16 protein-coding genes are annotated in these 14,671 nt (G+C 70.3%); 6 read left to right on the top strand and 10 right to left on the bottom strand.

Features of this window, described 5'->3' with window-relative positions:
* The first annotated feature begins 479 nt into the window (after positions 1 to 479).
* From KUM40_RS42565 to KUM40_RS40710, 3 genes are all read left to right on the top strand, one after another.
* Positions 480 to 989: a DUF6083 domain-containing protein gene (locus KUM40_RS42565; protein ID WP_308401347.1), complete on the top strand. Its 510-nt coding sequence runs from the start codon at positions 480 to 482 to the stop codon at positions 987 to 989.
* Positions 990 to 1,075: 86 nt separating this feature from the next.
* Complete coding sequence (locus KUM40_RS40715) at positions 1,076 to 1,411, top strand: hypothetical protein (RefSeq protein WP_217171429.1); 336 nt, start codon at positions 1,076 to 1,078, stop codon at positions 1,409 to 1,411.
* Positions 1,412 to 1,871: 460 nt separating this feature from the next.
* Positions 1,872 to 2,429, top strand: coding sequence for a DUF3592 domain-containing protein (locus tag KUM40_RS40710; RefSeq protein ID WP_217171428.1), 558 nt, complete (start codon positions 1,872 to 1,874; stop codon positions 2,427 to 2,429).
* A gap of 366 nt (positions 2,430 to 2,795) precedes the next feature.
* Here KUM40_RS40710 and KUM40_RS40705 read toward each other — a convergent pair whose 3' ends face one another.
* Positions 2,796 to 3,530 carry a dienelactone hydrolase family protein gene (locus KUM40_RS40705; protein WP_217171427.1) on the bottom strand — a complete coding sequence of 245 codons (735 nt, stop codon included), beginning with the start codon at positions 3,528 to 3,530 and terminating at the stop codon, positions 2,796 to 2,798.
* A gap of 203 nt (positions 3,531 to 3,733) precedes the next feature.
* Here KUM40_RS40705 and KUM40_RS40700 point away from each other — a divergent pair, with 203 nt between their 5' ends.
* Positions 3,734 to 4,024 (top strand): hypothetical protein, encoded by a 291-nt coding sequence (locus KUM40_RS40700; RefSeq protein WP_308401346.1) that lies wholly within the window; start codon positions 3,734 to 3,736, stop codon positions 4,022 to 4,024.
* A 57-nt stretch (positions 4,025 to 4,081) separates the two neighbouring features.
* Here KUM40_RS40700 and KUM40_RS40695 read toward each other — a convergent pair whose 3' ends face one another.
* Positions 4,082 to 4,978, bottom strand: coding sequence for an SDR family oxidoreductase (locus KUM40_RS40695; RefSeq protein WP_217171426.1), 897 nt, complete (start codon positions 4,976 to 4,978; stop codon positions 4,082 to 4,084).
* Between the two features lie 128 nt (positions 4,979 to 5,106).
* Between KUM40_RS40695 and KUM40_RS40690 the strand changes: the two genes are divergently transcribed.
* Positions 5,107 to 5,700 (top strand): TetR/AcrR family transcriptional regulator, encoded by a 594-nt coding sequence (locus KUM40_RS40690; RefSeq protein WP_217171425.1) that lies wholly within the window; start codon positions 5,107 to 5,109, stop codon positions 5,698 to 5,700.
* 27 nt (positions 5,701 to 5,727) lie between these two features.
* On the opposite strand, the gene KUM40_RS40685 is transcribed toward KUM40_RS40690, so the two are convergent.
* The 5 genes from KUM40_RS40685 to KUM40_RS40665 form a co-directional block, all read right to left on the bottom strand.
* On the bottom strand, positions 5,728 to 7,005 hold the full coding sequence (locus KUM40_RS40685; RefSeq protein ID WP_217171424.1) for a cell wall metabolism sensor histidine kinase WalK: 1,278 nt from the start codon (positions 7,003 to 7,005) through the stop codon (positions 5,728 to 5,730).
* Complete coding sequence (locus KUM40_RS40680) at positions 7,002 to 7,658, bottom strand: response regulator transcription factor (protein WP_217171423.1); 657 nt, start codon at positions 7,656 to 7,658, stop codon at positions 7,002 to 7,004. Before KUM40_RS40680 ends, KUM40_RS40685 begins: the two co-directional genes overlap by 4 nt.
* A 113-nt stretch (positions 7,659 to 7,771) precedes the next feature.
* Positions 7,772 to 8,038, bottom strand: a complete 267-nt coding sequence (locus tag KUM40_RS40675; RefSeq protein WP_217171422.1) for a hypothetical protein — start codon at positions 8,036 to 8,038, stop codon at positions 7,772 to 7,774.
* A gap of 105 nt (positions 8,039 to 8,143) precedes the next feature.
* The gene (locus KUM40_RS40670; protein ID WP_217171421.1) at positions 8,144 to 8,584 is read right to left on the bottom strand and encodes a VOC family protein; all 441 of its coding nucleotides are present in this window, start codon (positions 8,582 to 8,584) and stop codon (positions 8,144 to 8,146) included.
* A 143-nt stretch (positions 8,585 to 8,727) separates the two neighbouring features.
* The gene (locus KUM40_RS40665) at positions 8,728 to 9,597 is read right to left on the bottom strand and encodes a helix-turn-helix transcriptional regulator (RefSeq protein ID WP_217171420.1); all 870 of its coding nucleotides are present in this window, start codon (positions 9,595 to 9,597) and stop codon (positions 8,728 to 8,730) included.
* A gap of 85 nt (positions 9,598 to 9,682) precedes the next feature.
* Here KUM40_RS40665 and KUM40_RS40660 point away from each other — a divergent pair, with 85 nt between their 5' ends.
* Positions 9,683 to 10,504 (top strand): SDR family NAD(P)-dependent oxidoreductase, encoded by an 822-nt coding sequence (locus tag KUM40_RS40660; protein WP_217171419.1) that lies wholly within the window; start codon positions 9,683 to 9,685, stop codon positions 10,502 to 10,504.
* 137 nt (positions 10,505 to 10,641) lie between these two features.
* Here KUM40_RS40660 and KUM40_RS40655 read toward each other — a convergent pair whose 3' ends face one another.
* The 3 genes from KUM40_RS40655 to KUM40_RS40645 form a co-directional block, all read right to left on the bottom strand.
* Entirely contained in the window at positions 10,642 to 12,282 is a 1,641-nt protein-coding gene (locus KUM40_RS40655) for an oxidoreductase (protein WP_217171418.1), read from the bottom strand.
* A gap of 76 nt (positions 12,283 to 12,358) precedes the next feature.
* Entirely contained in the window at positions 12,359 to 13,852 is a 1,494-nt protein-coding gene (locus KUM40_RS40650; protein ID WP_254396448.1) for an MFS transporter, read from the bottom strand.
* A 173-nt stretch (positions 13,853 to 14,025) separates the two neighbouring features.
* The gene (locus KUM40_RS40645; RefSeq protein ID WP_217171417.1) at positions 14,026 to 14,670 is read right to left on the bottom strand and encodes a TetR/AcrR family transcriptional regulator; all 645 of its coding nucleotides are present in this window, start codon (positions 14,668 to 14,670) and stop codon (positions 14,026 to 14,028) included.
* Position 14,671: the final 1 nt, after the last annotated feature.

Genomic DNA, 14,671 nt, shown 5'->3' with positions numbered 1-14,671 from the left:
CCCCGGGAACACCACTGGCCACACGCCTGGGTTTCTGATGGCCACCAGCCTGGGCCTCCAACGGCCACCCACCTGGGCATCTCAATGACCGTTGACACCTCATCACCTCATCAAGGGCCTGCACGAGGCGCGGGCCCACACCCGGATAAGGGGCGCCGCCACCGACCGCGGGCCCGTAGATGGGTGTGTGGGGTGCTCCCATCCCGACCCGCCGTCGACCCAGGCAGCGCCGAGCAGACGCGGCGCATGGCGCCGAGGTCGTTCGCGCTGACGCGCTCCCCCTGGACGCCATGAACCACGCCCGCTCCACCGTGTGCGGGCCGACGGCGAACGGGATGGGAGTTGGGGTGAGTGGTGGGGAAGGTCGTGCTTCGTTGGCCGGCGGTGTAGGGCAAAGCCTTGTGATGCGCGATTGACCTGCCAATAAGGCCGATTTGCGACCTACTGCCGTTTGCTCTGATTCGCTCACACTCGAATGCATGGGGTCGACTGGTGACCGTGACGAGCGCTCATGCCAGCACTGTGGAAAGACCGGCTCGACTGTCCACAGTCGGGGGCGCATCGATCTCATAGCCGAACTCTGCGATACGTGTTGGAACGAACTCGCCAACCGGACGGCACAGGACGAAGGTGCCACAGCGCCGCCCCGGCCGAATCCGGACCCCGACGACGTGACGTCCATGGAGCCGCAGACCTGCGCCCTGTGCAACGCTGACATCCATGTCTACCCGACGGTCTACGACCGATGGGTCAGCCTGGCAGTGACAGAACTACCGGCCAAGGCCGTGCCTGAGTGCTTCCGGTGGCGGCTTGTCAGGATTCAGACGCCTCGGTCGCCCGTGGTCATCGATGTTGTGGCCGTCCGAGTCCGTGGGATTGATCCGTTGCCGGGGGACCTCGTAAGACCGGCTCACCAGATGCTGTGTTCCGGGCAGATGGCGGAACGGCCACCTGTCATGGGTCCCTTGCCTCGGGACATCAGCGGCTGACATCAACACCCGAGAGAGACGAGATCAGAGCGCACGAGCTTCCAAACTGAGAGCCTGATGTCAGAGCTGGGTGGGAGCATGCGGGTATGGACACACTGTTTGATCTCACCGAAGCAGAGACGCTGGAGCAAGCCGTCATTGCCCACTATCGTCTGAGCGATGACCAGTACGGCTCACTCGCCGAGCGCGAAGCCATCTACGACGCCGAGCGGGCCATGACCTCCGCGGTCGAGGAAGCGGGTGTCGGTGAGGTCGACGGGAATGAATTCGGCGGAGGCAATGCCGTGCTGTACGCCTATGGTGCGGATGCCGAGGCACTCTTCAAGGCCATGGAACCGACCCTGCGTAGCCTGCCGTTCAGACCGGCACATGTTGTAATGCGACGAGAGTCCCGCGAGACGGAGTCCCGAGTGGACTTGTGACGTGGTACAGCAGCGGTTTGTCCTTTCTCTGACCGCTCCAGAGCTACGGATCAGACTCGTAGCCTGCTGGTGGGTGAGGTCGTCCGCACGGTAAAGGCCGTGCCATCCACGTCTGCCATCGACGAGCGCAGTGACTGACGACCGAGGCGCGGGTGCCTCTTCTTGAGTAGCCGGTCCATGTGGCTCATGGCTTCTCGCTGTACGCTCAGGTCAAATTGCGTGTACACGTCACAATGGGGCCGATCTGGAGAGCCGTGACCACTCTCACCCCAAGGCAGCTCCAGCCCAAAGCCGCTCCGCCGATCTTTGTTGCCGACAGCAGGCAGCCGGGCCGTGCCAGATGTGCCGAATCAGTGCCTGATGCCACCTCGCCAGACTTCTTACCCTGTTCACAACACGGGTACGAGGTGCACCCCACGTGTGAGACGTGGGCACACCGCCTCGGCGCCAACTGAAGCGGATGGTGAGAGTCCTGAAGGGCATATCGAAGGCAGGTGCCTCCAGCACACACCAGCAGAACGGCGGCCTGAAACCTCGCACGTCCGTACTGGCGTCGCTGGTGCTCGCGCTGCTGCTGGGCGCGCTGTCGGTGCTGGTGATGCTTCCGGCGGCCCAGCACCTGCGCTCTCTCCAAGACGGCGAGCGGGCTCGTGCGACGTTGCACACGAAAGGCTCGTGCATGGTGGGCCACTGCCGGGTCGAGTTCGAGGCCGATGGACGGACCGTGGTGGCGGATCTTCCGGTGGGCAGCGGCGGCGGCAAAAGCTCTGTCGGCAGCCCAATGATCGTCCGGTACCAGGCGGACGATCCGCAGGTAGTCGCCCGTGAAGCTGATGTCGGGGGCGGCGGGGCAGCCGTACTGGCGGTGATGTCGGGCGCGGGCGCCCTGTTCTTCCTGATGCTCTCGGTCGTCGCGGCTGTATTCATGGTGCGGCAGCGGCGCGCGGGCCTGAGCCCTGAGGTGGGAGCAGCAGAGTGTCACGCAAGTCCAGCGGAAGCCCATTCCCTTGAGCGCTGACAGGGGTCGCAGTCTTTGTTGCTGCACAGCACTCCTGACCCTCCAGAGCGTGCCCCGGCGTGTCTGTTCGTTGGGCACGCCAGGGGGCACGGGGTCGAGTACGTCGTTGTCCAGGCCGCGGAAGCCGAGGTCCGCGAGGGCACCGAGGCCGACTGCGCGCAGGTGGGCCAGAACGTGGTCGTGGCAGGCGGCGGTGATGTCATGCAGATGTTGAGCAGTTCATGGCTTAGGGCAGCGCGGGCTCCTGCCGAGAGCCTGGCAGGAGCCCTGTGGTGTAGAGAGCCGAGGAGGGCCGGGACCTGTCCCTGGATGGGCAGTGTCCTGGCCGATACGGCTACCGTCTGCCGGTGGCCTGACGGCCCGGCGTCACGTCAGGTGTCGGGTGAAGAACTGGCCCGCGGCGTCCCCCGCGAACTGCGGGACGCCGGTGTGTCCGCCCATGTTGGCGTGCAGGGTCTTCTCCTTGGAGCCGAAGGCGTCGAACAGGTCCAGGGCCGCCTGCCGGTCGTTCCCCTCGTCGTCCCACTGCAGCAGGACGTGCAGCGGAATGGTGACCTGGCGGGCCTCCTCGAACATGGCCCGTGGGACGAAACTCCCGGCGAACAGAACGGCGGCCGAGATGCGCGGCTCGACCACCGCCAGCCGGGTCCCGATGGAGATCACTCCCCCCGAGTAGCCGACCGGGCCGCAGATCTCGGGCTGCGCGAGGAGAGCGTCCAGGGCGGCCTGCCATTCCGGGACCGCCTTGTCGACCAGCGGAAGGATGAGGGCGTCGATGATCACGTCGCTGACCGGCTCGCCCGCCTCCATCGCCCGGCGCAGATCGGCGCGGCCCTGCTCGGCGGCGGGCCAACGGGGCCGGCCGCCGCTTCCGGGGAGCTCGATGGTGGCCGTGGCGAAGCCGTCCGCCGCAGCGTGCCGGGCTCTGGCCACCAGCCGGGGGTACGCCTTGCGCAGCCCGAGAGGAGGGGGGCCTAGCAGGATCAGCGGCGTCGGTGCGGACGCGGACGCGGGCGTCCACAGGATGCCGGGGATCTCACCGAGGGTGAACTCGCGCTCGAGGACAGCGTCGTCGAGACGCTGTTCGGAAGTGAATTGCATGGTCGTGCCCTTCAAGAGTGCCATTGAACGGCGCTCCCGGACGACCTGCCTATCGCCCGACCGTGACCCCGGAGGGGAGCACCCATGTCGATACTGCGTTCACGGGTACCACCTCCTCGATCTCTCGCACGGCCTCCGGAAACGTAGCAGTGGCCGCCGTGGTTCCGCCAACGGGTTTTCGCCAGGTTCAGGGTGATCGTGAGGTGGCCGCGCTGGTCAAGACGGCTCCGCGGCTCGACATCCCGATCGTCACCTCGGCGCTCACGACCTTGGAGATCCGCGTCGTCCACACGGACGACCAGGTGATCGCCATGGCGCGCGACATGCTCAGGGCGACCGGCCTGCATGGGCACAAGTACGCCATTGATGCCGTTCTGGCGGCTGTGGCCGGGAGGGAAGCCGCGCAGGGTGCTCAGGCGACCGTCTTCACCTCCGACACCGACGACATGGATCAACTCCTCGCCGGACGCTCCGTGCGAGTCGAGAAGGTCTGACGTGAGCGGGTCCGGCGGGTCCGGCTCCGCGGGGCCGGACCCGTCGCCGCCGTCGCGTCACCGCCCCCCGTACGCCCCCGCGTCGATGTCCTCCAGCAGGGTCGGGCCGGTGGGTGTCCAGCCCAGCAGTTCCCGGGTCACGGTGCTGGTCGCGGCGAGGTCCAGGCTGAAGAAGGTGCCGAGCCAGCCGAAGTGGCTCTGCGCCTCGGCCGGGTCGATGGAGGTGACGGGGAGGTCGTAGGCGCGGCCGATGGCCTCGGCGATGGCGCGGGTGGTGACGCCCTCCTCCGCGACGGCGTGCAGCCGGGAACCCGCCGGGGCCTTCTCCAGGCCGAGCGCGACCATGCGGGCGGCGTCGGTGCGGTGCACCGCGGCCCAGCGGTTGGTCCCGTCGCCCGGGTAGGCGGAGACGCCCTTCTCCTTGGCCACCGCGGCGATGATCGAGACGAAGCCGTGGTCGCCCGCGCCGTGCACGGTCGGTGAGAACCGCAGGCTCACGCTGCGCACGCCGCGCTCGACGAATTCAAGGGCGAGGTTCTCCGTGCCGCCGCGCGGCGCGTCGGGACCGTGGGCGGGGCTCGGGTCGTTCTCGGTGGCGGGCCGGCCCAGCGTGAGGCCCGCGACCCCCGATGCGAGCAGGAACGGCCGGCTGCTCCCGGCGAGCGTGTCGCCGATGGTCTGCACGGCGCCCCGCTCGGCCGCGTTGGTCGCGGCCTGGTCCGCCCAGTCGTGCTTGTTGGCCAGGTGGATGACGGCCTCGGCGGCCTCGGCCCCGAGCCGGATGCCGTCCAGGTCGTCGAGGTCACCGCGGCGGACCAGGGCGCCCTTCGCCTCCAGCGCCGCGGCGGAGGTGTCGGACCTGGCCAGCCCGGTGACCTCGTGACCGGTGGCGAGCAGTTCGTCGACGACGGCGGAGCCGATCCAGCCGGAGGCTCCCGTGACGAAAACGCGCATGACGTGCTCCTCGGGTTCAGTGTTCAGACGTACAGTGATGTCTGTGACTGACGTCAGTCACAGACATCACTGTACGCCTCGACGTCAGTCGCTGCCATCACCCCAGTCACCGTGTCTAGACTCACCGCATGGCGAGATGGGAACCCGGAACCGCGGAGCGGCTGCAGGCGGCCGCGCTGGAACTGTTCGCGACCCGCGGCTACGAGCGCACGACCGCCACGGAGATCGCTCAGTCCGTCGGTCTGACCGAGCGCACGTTCTTCCGGCACTTCAGTGACAAGCGCGAGGCCCTCTTTTACGGGCAGCACCTGCTGGCCCAGGCATTCCTGGAGGGGGTGGACGCGGCGCCGCCCGACGCGTCCCCCCTCGACACCGTCGCCCGCGCCCTGGGCGCCGCGGCGTCCCACTTCCCGGCGGAACGCCGCCCTCACGCCCGTACCCGCAAAGCCGTGATCGACGAGAACCCCGCGCTCCAGGAACGCGAGCTGCGCAAGATGGCCACCCTCGCCACGACGCTCGCCGAGTCCCTCCGCGGGCGCGGCGTCGACGAACTGGCGGCCACCGTGGCGGCGCAGACGGCCGTCGCGGTGTTCGGGGTCGCGTTCGCGCGCTGGGTGAGCGACGGCGAGGAACGGTCCTTCGAGGACATCGTGTCGGAGGTGTACCGGAAGCTGTTGCACCTGGCCGGGGATGCGGCTCCGGCGCCGCACGGGACACCCTGACGCCGACATCTGTTCCTGTCCCTAGCCCTACCCCTGGCCCTCGTCGTGCCGGGAGAGGGTGACGGTGACGGTGAGGCCGCCGGTCTTGTTGGGGTGGGCGGTGACGTTTCCACGGTGGGCGCGAGCGATGGCGCGGACGATGGACAGGCCCAGGCCGGAGCCCTTGGCGGTGACCAGGCGTTCGGTGCCCAGGCGGCGGAAGGGCTGAAAGAGGGACGGGATCTCGTACGCGGGCACGTCGGGGCCGGTGTTGCTCACCTCGATTTCGACGTGGTCGTCGCGGCTGCGGCTGACGACGCGGACCCAGCCGCCGACGTCGGTGGTGTTGTGCCGGATACCGTTGTCGACCAGGTTTTTCACCATGCTCTCGAGGAGCTGCGGGTCGCCGACCGTGGGGGCGGTGCCGGGCTCCGCGTACACGGCGATCCCGGCCTTCCCCGCCTCCTCGGCGCTTATGGCGACCACATGGCTGACGACTTCGGCGAGGTCGACGGGGGTCGGCTCGGGGATGTGACTCTCGGCGTCGGCCAGCAGCAGGAGGCCGGAGATGAGCCGTTCGTGGCGGGCGTTGATGTCCAGGAGCTGCTCGCCGACCTGCTTGACGTCGTCGGAGGCGGTCTTGCGGTGCATGGCCATCTCGACCAGAGCACGGCCGATCGTGAGCGGGGTGCGCAGTTCGTGGGAGGCGTTGGCGACGAAGCGACGCTGGTCGTCGAACGAGCGGCCGAGACGTTCGATCATGGTGTCGAAGGTGTCGGCGAGGTCCTTGACCTCGTCGTCGGGGCCGGTCAGCGCGATGCGCTCGTGCAGGCCGCGGTCCGCGACGGGGGCAGCGGCGATACGCGCGGCGGTGTCGGTGACGCGGTGCAGGGGCGTCAGGACGCGACCGGCGACGAGCCAGCCGAGGCCGCCGGCGGCTGCGCCGACGATGCCCAGGGCGATACCGCCCTGGGTGACGAACGTGGTGGCGGCGGCGTCGTTGAGCCGCTGTCGCTCCTGGTCCTCGAAGGATGACGTGGTGGGCCCGGAGTCGCTTTTGTCCGGGGGTGGTGGGGCATTGGTGCCCTCGCCCTGGCCCTGGCCCTCGCTGTGCGTGCTGAGCCCGGAACCGCCGCTGGTCAACTGCTGGTTGAACAGTGCGTACGTGGTGCCGAGCAGCACGACGCCGGCGGCCAGGAACAGGACGCCGTAGACCAGGGTGAGCCTGGCGCGCAGGGTGAGGCGGCGAGGCCGGAAACGGTTCCGGGGAAGGTTCCGGAGAAGGTTCCGGATGACGCGCGGGCGGCCGGGCGTGAGCGAGGTCATCGGATGCGGTACCCCACTCCGGTGACGGTTTCGACGACGGGTGGGTCTCCGAGCTTTCGGCGCAACTTGAGAATGGCGACCCTCACGACGCCGGTGAACGGGTCGATGTGCTCGTCCCAGGCCTTCTCCAGGAGGTGCTCGGCGGAGACCGCTGCGCCGTCGGCCGCCAGCAGCTCGGCCAGCACCGCGAATTCCTTGTTCGTGAGCGCGATGGCGCGGCCGTCGCGGGTCACCGTCCTGCTGGTGGGATCGAGGGTGATGCCGGCGCGACGCAGCACGGGCGCCGAGGTGGCGCGGGTGCGGCGGCCCAGGGCGAGGACGCGGGCGGCCAGCTCCGGCAACGCGAACGGCTTGGTGAGATAGTCGTCGGCGCCCAAAGACAGCCCGGAGACCCGATCGGTGACGGCTGCGGACGCGGTGAGCATGAGCACCCGCGCCGGGGAATCGGCCTCGATCAGGCGGCGGCAGACGTCATCGCCGTGTACGCGCGGCAGGTCGCGGTCGAGGACGACCACGTCATAGTCGTTGACGTCCGTACGCTCCAGGGCAGTCGCTCCGTCGTAGGCGACGTCGACGGCGTGTGTCTCCTCGCGCAGCCACTCGGCGATCGTGTGGGCGAGCAGGCCCTCGTCCTCCACCACCAACACCCGCATGTCCTCGTGATCCTTTCGTCGGACGGAGCCCACCTCGCGGCAGTGCAGACGCCGGGGAACGGCGGAGCAGCGGCCGGCGCCGGCTGCTGCTCCACCATCGTGGTGTGCCGGGGTCAGCGCGCCCGGTAGGAGTGGAATTCCGGCTTCTCGCCGTTGGTGGGCGGGGGGCCGTCCTTCTGGAAGCTGGGCTTGCCGTCGTCCTTCGTGATGCTGGTCTTGCCCCGCTCCTCCGACCCATCACCGTTCTTGTGCGGCGTACGGTACGAGTCGGTCACCTTGGCCTTCTCCGCCCCGTCGGTGGCGGCCATCGCCGCCCCGGTGCCGCCGGCCGTCGCGACGGCGATCACGCCTGCCAGCATCAGCTTCCTGTACTTCTTCATGCCGGTTTCCTTCCGTTGGGTGGCTGCGCCGGCACCGTGTGGCCGGTGCCGTGCTCGAAGCACATGCAACAGCTCCCCGCGTTAATCCGGCGTTACCGCTGTTTCTCAGTGCAGTTGCTCGGCCAGGCCGACGATGACGCCCTCCGGGCCGCGGAGGTAGCAGAGGAGATAGATGTCCTCGAAGCGGGCGATCTCGCCCATGATTTCGGCGCCGTGAGGGCGTAGGCGGGCGACGGTGTCCTTGATGTCGTCGACGGCGAACATGACGCGGTGCGTGCCCAGGATGTTGTGCGGCCGGTTGCGCGGCCCCGCGCTGATCGCCTCGGGGCTGCGGTACTTCGACAGCTCGATGCGGCTGTGACCGTCCGGGGTGCGGAGCATCGCGACGTCGCAGTGGACGCCGTCGAGTCCGGTGCACTGGTCGGCGACGAGGCCCTCGACCTCCGTCCTGCCCTCCAGCTCCATGCCGAGTTCCACGAAGAACGCGATGGCGGCGTCCATGTCCTCGACGACGATGCCGACGTTGTCCATCCGCTGAATCGCCATGCCGGTTTCTCCTTCTTCTCTTCGTTTCCCGTGCGGCCGGTGGTGGCCGGTGGCCAGTGGTGGCCGCTGATGTTCATGGGACGGAGCCGGTGGGCCGTTCTCGACATCCGCAGCGCGTCGAATTCATGTTCGAGCTTTGCGGGCTACGGCAGGCTGTGGGCGGCCTCTGGTCCCAGGACGTTCAGCAGGGCCAGGGCCTCGGCGTCGGGGGATCCCTGCGGGGCGCTGTAGAGCACGAGGTGCTGGTCGCGGTCCGTGAGGGCGAGGGTGTCGCAGTCGACGGTGACCTTGCCGACGGCGGGGTGGCGGAAGGTCTTGGTGAGGGTCGGCGGGGCCTGTACGTCGTGCCGTTCCCAGAGGCGGACGAAGTCGGGGCTGGTGTCGCGGAGTTCGTCGACGAGGCCGGTCACCGCGGGATCGGTGGGATAGCGGGCCAGGGTGGTGCGGAGCCCCATCACGACGTGCAGGCGGAACTCGGCGGCGTCGGAGATCCCGTAGAGCGGTGGCGTGTCGCCGGACTGCCCGTCGCCGGATCGCGGCCCCGGGAAGGCGCGGCGTGCGAAGTTGCGGTCCCTGGGGGAAAGCGGGGCGAAGTCCTCCATGAGGGCGGCCGTGAGGTCGTTCCAGGCGAGGATCTCGAAGGCGGCGGACATCACGAAGCCGGCCGTCTGCGGCAGCCGCTCAAGGAGGGCGAGGATGCTCGGGCGGACGTCGCGCCGGTGCAGTCCGGTTCGGTTGGGCGCGGTGCCCGCGAGGACGTGGAGGTGGTCGGACTCCGCATCGGTGAGCCGCAGCGCTCCCGCGATCGCGGCCAGGACGTCGGCCGAGGGGCGGGGCGCCCTGCCCTGCTCGAGCCGGACGTAGTACTCCGTGGAGATGTGCGCGAGGACCGCCACTTCCTCCCGGCGAAGACCTGGTGTGCGGCGTCGCGGTCCGGGGGCTAGTCCGACGTCCTGCGGGCGGAGCCGCTCGCGGCGGCTGCGGAGGAATGCCCCGAGTTCCCGTTTGTCCATACGCCAAGTGTGCGCGCGTCGCGGTGCCGGAGCCTGGTACAGCCTGTGCCTGTATCCGGTCGGCGGCCGGCCGGACGCTGGTGCCATGACGAACGACACGAACCACACGAACGCCATCGACAGCACGGACGCCGACAAGAACGCACCCATCGGCCTGCTCACCGGCAAGGTCGTGTTCATCACCGGCGCCAGTCGCGGCATCGGGGCGGCGGCGGCCCGGCTCTTCGCCTCCGAGGGCGCCGCCGTCGTGCTCGCCGCCCGCGGCACCGACGCCCTCGACCGCGTCGTGAAGGAGATCCGCGCCGACGGCGGTGTCGCCGACGCCGTCACCCTGGACCTCGCCGACCGCGCCGGCATCCGCGCCGCCGTCGACCGCGTCGGGGAGCTGCACGGACGGCTCGACGGTGCCTTCAACAACGGCGCGGCGATCCAGCAGCCCGGCCCGGTCACCGCCACCACCGACGACGACATCGACCAGCAGTTCACCGTGAACTTCCGCTCGCACTGGACCGCCATGAACGCCGAGGTCGCGCTCATGCGGCAGGGCGGCGGGGGCGGGGCCATCGTCAACACCTCCAGCATCGGCAGCCGCCGCGCCAATCCCGCCCTGCCCGCCTACGGGGCCATGAAGCGCGCGCTCAACAGCCTCACCGAGACCGCCGCGGTCGACCTGGCCCCCGCCGGCATCCGCGTGAACGGCATCGCGCCCGGCGGCACCGCCACCGAGATGATCGACGAGTGGGAAGCGGCTACCCCCGGCATCATCGAGGGGATGAACGCGAGGATCCCGCTGGGCCGGATGGCCGAGCCCCGGGAGATCGCCGAGGCGGCGGCCTGGCTGCTCAGCGACCGCGCCTCGTACGTGACCGGCGCGATCCTGCCGGTCGACGGCGGCGCCGGGGCCTGACCGCGGCCCCGGCCCGACGCCGACACCCGCCCGACGCCGACACCTGCCCGACGCCGACACCCGCCCGACGCCGACACCTGCCCGACGCCCGACACCTGCCCGACGCCCGACACCGTCCCGCACGGCGACACCGGCAGTCACTGGCGGCTGAGCGCGCGGGACACGCCGGCCGTGACCGCGGTGGCCAGGATCCAGCCGCACGCGATCAGGCCGTAGGCCAGCCACTGCGCGGTGTCTCGTGGCGCGAAGGCGCCTTCCTGTCCGAAGGTGATGATCGGCACCAGCAGATCGAGGGTGTAGAAGACGGCGTTGAACTGCGGTGCCTTGCCCGCTTCGAGGGGAGCAGGGGGATGCAGGGCGAAGAACAGGGCGCCGCAGGCGAGCAGGGCCGTCAGCCACAGGCCCGCGCGGGCGGGCCGGTAGCCGTAGCCGACGGCCACGTCCTGGACATGGCCCCAGAGACGGGTGTACGGGGAGAGGGTGCCGCGGCGGTGGCGCTGTTTGGCGAGGAGCACCGTGCGGGCCTCGTCCTCGTGCCCGAGCCGCCGGTAGGCCGCCGCGAGTTGCTCGTAGGGCTGGGGAAGGTAGCCGCCGCCGGTGCGCCGGATCCAGCGGATGCGTTCGGCGGCGGGCAGGGGGAACGCGAGGGCGTCGTACGTCGCCTCGGCCAGCCGGAGGTCGGCGGGCCAGGTGTCCTGGGCGTCGTACAGCGTCCCCAGCCGGGCGTTGCGCGCGTCCACGACTCCGTCGATCGGCCGGCGGGTGCGCAGGTCGGTTTCCCTGGCCTGGGTCGCGCGCAGGGAGAGGGCGGTGCCGTCGGTGTGGGTGAGTCGGGCGTCGCGGAAGCTGAGTTCCGTACCGACGCTTGTGCCGTCGAGTTTCACGCCGCCGTCGACGGTGAGTCCGCGGCCGAGGTCGAAGTTGCGGGCTACGGTGACGTCGACGGCTTCCAGGGCGAGGTCACCGGCGTTGCTCAGGCGGGCCCCGCAGAAGCCGATGGCCGCCGCGACCGTGGCGCCGGAGAGGATGATCCGTCCCTCGGCGCTGAATCCGGGGTGGAAGGTGAAGTCCTCGGTGATGTGGACGTGGTAGGCGTCCAGGGCGTGACCGCCGGGATTGCGCAGCGAGGCGCCCTCCAGGTCGAACTCGCCGTCGACGGACGCCCCGGACAGGCGGAATCCGCCCTCGAGAGCCAGCTCCCGGCACAGCGCGTCGCCTCCCACCCTCACGTGGACGGCGGATATCGCCTCGCCGTCGGGGAAGCTGATCGCGGTGTCCCGCAGGTCCAGGTCTCCGTTGATCTGAGCGCGGGTGAGCACGAGGGGCCCCGTCATGCGGCAGCGGGAGAGCACCAGCCGGGCGTCGATCTGCGCCGTGTCGGCGACGAGACCGGGTAGGGCGCAGCCGGTGATGACCAGCTCGCGGGTCCGGGCGCCCTGGAGCAAGGGGGCTTCGTCGAAGCGGCAGTCGGTCAGGACGACCGGCACGGTGATCTCGGTGAATCGCAGGTCCAGACGGCCCGTGATGTGCGCACCGGTCAGGCGCAGTGCGGGGCGGTCACCGGGGGCGTGGTCGACGGTGCCGAGCAACAGCGCCGCGATGACGTCGGCCCGGATCGCGGCGTCGGCCAGGATCGCCGGATCGGCCGACGATGCGGGGCCGGCCGACGATGCCGGACTGGCCGACGATGCCGGGTCGGCCAGGACGTCGACGGCGCGCCCTGCGGAGTAGGAGTCCCACAACCGCCGTTCGGGAGCGTTGAGTTCGTTGAGGCGCACGATCGCCGATCTTCCTGCGGCGACGGCGTGCCGGGCAAGTGCTTTCGAAGTCCCGGGGGTGCTAGGACCGGGGAAGTCACGAGCCCGCCCGGCCCCCGGGGTGTCGCAGGGCGCAGAAGTAGCCGACGGCGAGGGCGATGGCCATGCCGTAGAAGACCCACTGGTTGGCCTCGGCGAAGTCGAGGCGGATGGCGGGCATCGCGTCCCGCATGGCCGTCTCGGCCGGGCCGTCGCCGGTGGGGGTCCGGGCGTCCGCGTTGCCCGTGATCGACTCCGTCACGTCGCGGGCCAGGGAGTGCTCGGCGTCCGGCGGCACTCCGCGTGCGCGGAGGGTCTCCGCGACCCGGTCGGTCATGGTGTGCGTCAGCATGGTGCCGTAGAGGGCAAGTCCGACGCTCGCCGCGTAGTTGCGGACGGTCTGGGTGATGCCGGTGACCTCGCCGTAGGAGGAGTTGATCGAGCGGTTGACGGCGTCCGTCGACGCGGGGGCGAGGACGAAGCCGATGCCCGCGCCGGCGAGTGCGGCGTAGGGCCACTGGTCGTGCATGGACAGGTCGGTCAGCTTGCCGGCCCACAGGGCGAAGCCGACGGCGCCGAGGGCGCAGCCGATCCGCATCGCCGGCCGGGCGCCCCGCTTGTCGAGGATGCGGCCGCCCCACTGGGAGGCGATGGCGAACCCGGCGAAGAAGTACAGCAGGTACAGGGCGGCCTGGTTGGGTGAGGCGCTGAGTGAGACCTGGGCGTAGACCGAGGCGAAGAAGAAGAGCGGGACGAACGCCAGCATGGCGAAGAAGAGCACCAGCACGTCCACCGTGAAGGCGCGGTCGCGGAAGACCGCGAGGTTGACCAGCGGGTGGTGGGTGCGCAGTTCGTATCGGCAGAAGACGTAGAGCACGGCCAGGCCGCCCGCGATGCAGGCCCAGGTCGCCGCGCTGTCCCAGCCCCAGGCGGCCGCCTGCTGGAAGCCGAGCACGCTCAGGCCCATGCCGACGACGATCAGCAGGGCGCCCTTCACGTCCAGCGACTCCTCGCGCCGGCGGTCGGAGATGCCGGCCAGCACGGTGAGGACCAACGCGACGATCGCGACGGGGACGTTGACCCAGAAGATCGCCCGCCAGGTCCAGGCGATGAGCCAGCCGCCGAGCAGGGGTCCTACGGCGGTGAGGGCGCCGGTGAGGCCGAAGAAGAGGGCCAGCGCGCGCCCCCTGCGCTCGAGGGGGAACACCGCGACGACCACGGCGAGCGCGGCCGGGAAGAGCAGCGCGGCGCCCAGGCCCTGGGTGGCGCGGAAGACGATGAGCCAGGTCAGCGCGTAGTCCTCGGAGGGTACGCAGCCGCAGAGCACCGAGGAGACGACGAAGATCAGGGTGCCCGCCACCACGATCCGGCGTGGGCCCCACAGGTCTGCGAGGCGGCCGCCGAGGGCGAAGAACGCGGCCAGGGCCAGCAGGTAGGCGTTGATCACCCACTGCATGCCCGTGGCGGAGAGGCCGAGTTCGGAGACGATGTCGGGGGCCGCGATCGAGACGATCGTCTGGTCGATGAACGTCATCGCCACCGCGAACATCATGGCGGCGAGCGCCAACGACTGGGAGGTGGCGTGACCGTGGCCGGCGCCGGCGCCGGCGCCGGGTGTGCTCTTGTCGCGATTCGTGTGCGTTTCGCTCACCCGGTCAGTCTGCGCTCGCGCCGGTGACCGCGCATCCGGACCCGAGCCCGGGGCGCCCCGCCCGACGACGGCAACTACGCGCGCCCGTACTCCGCGAGGGCCGGTGTCAGCAGGTCGAACGCCCGAGGGGCCTCCCGGGTCAGGACCTCCGCGATCTCGGGGTTGGTGCGGCCCGCCAGGGTCAGCTCCTGGATGCGGGTGAACAGGACGCGGTGGACCCCGCACAGCAGGGCCGCGGCGGTGCGCGGCGTGATGTCGTCGGGCGAGGCGGCCGTCGTGTCGGCCAGGGCCTCGGTCAGCGCCTCCTCCCGCCGGTCGTGCAGACTCCGCAGGCACGAGGTGAGGGTGGGGCTGTCGGCGATCATGCGGGTGAAGGCCTCGCCCGCGAAGCCCGCGACGGGGTCCTGGGCCGTCACGGCCGCCAGGAAGGCACGGCGCAGGGCCGTCAAAGGGGTCTCGCCGGGTTCGCGCGCGGTCACGGTGGCGGCCAGGGCGGCGGCGAACTCGTCCTGGTGGTCGAGGGCCAGGTCCTCCTTGCGCGGGAAGTAGTTCGTCACCGTCTTCTTGGCGACGCGGGCGGCGTCGGCGATCTCGGCGATCGTCGTGTGCTCGAAGCCGCGCTCGATGAAGAGCCTGGTCGCGTGGTCGGAGATCAACTGCCGCGTCTCGCGCTTCTTGGTCTCGCGCAGGCCCAGTGCAGCCGGTGTGTTCGGTTCCATG

It is taken from the genome of Streptomyces sp. AC512_CC834 (genome assembly GCF_019049325.1).
Taxonomy (GTDB): Bacteria; Actinomycetota; Actinomycetes; order Streptomycetales; family Streptomycetaceae; genus Streptomyces.
The sequence above is the reverse complement of the archived record's forward strand: the minus strand, read 5'-3'. Positions and strand labels throughout refer to the sequence as shown.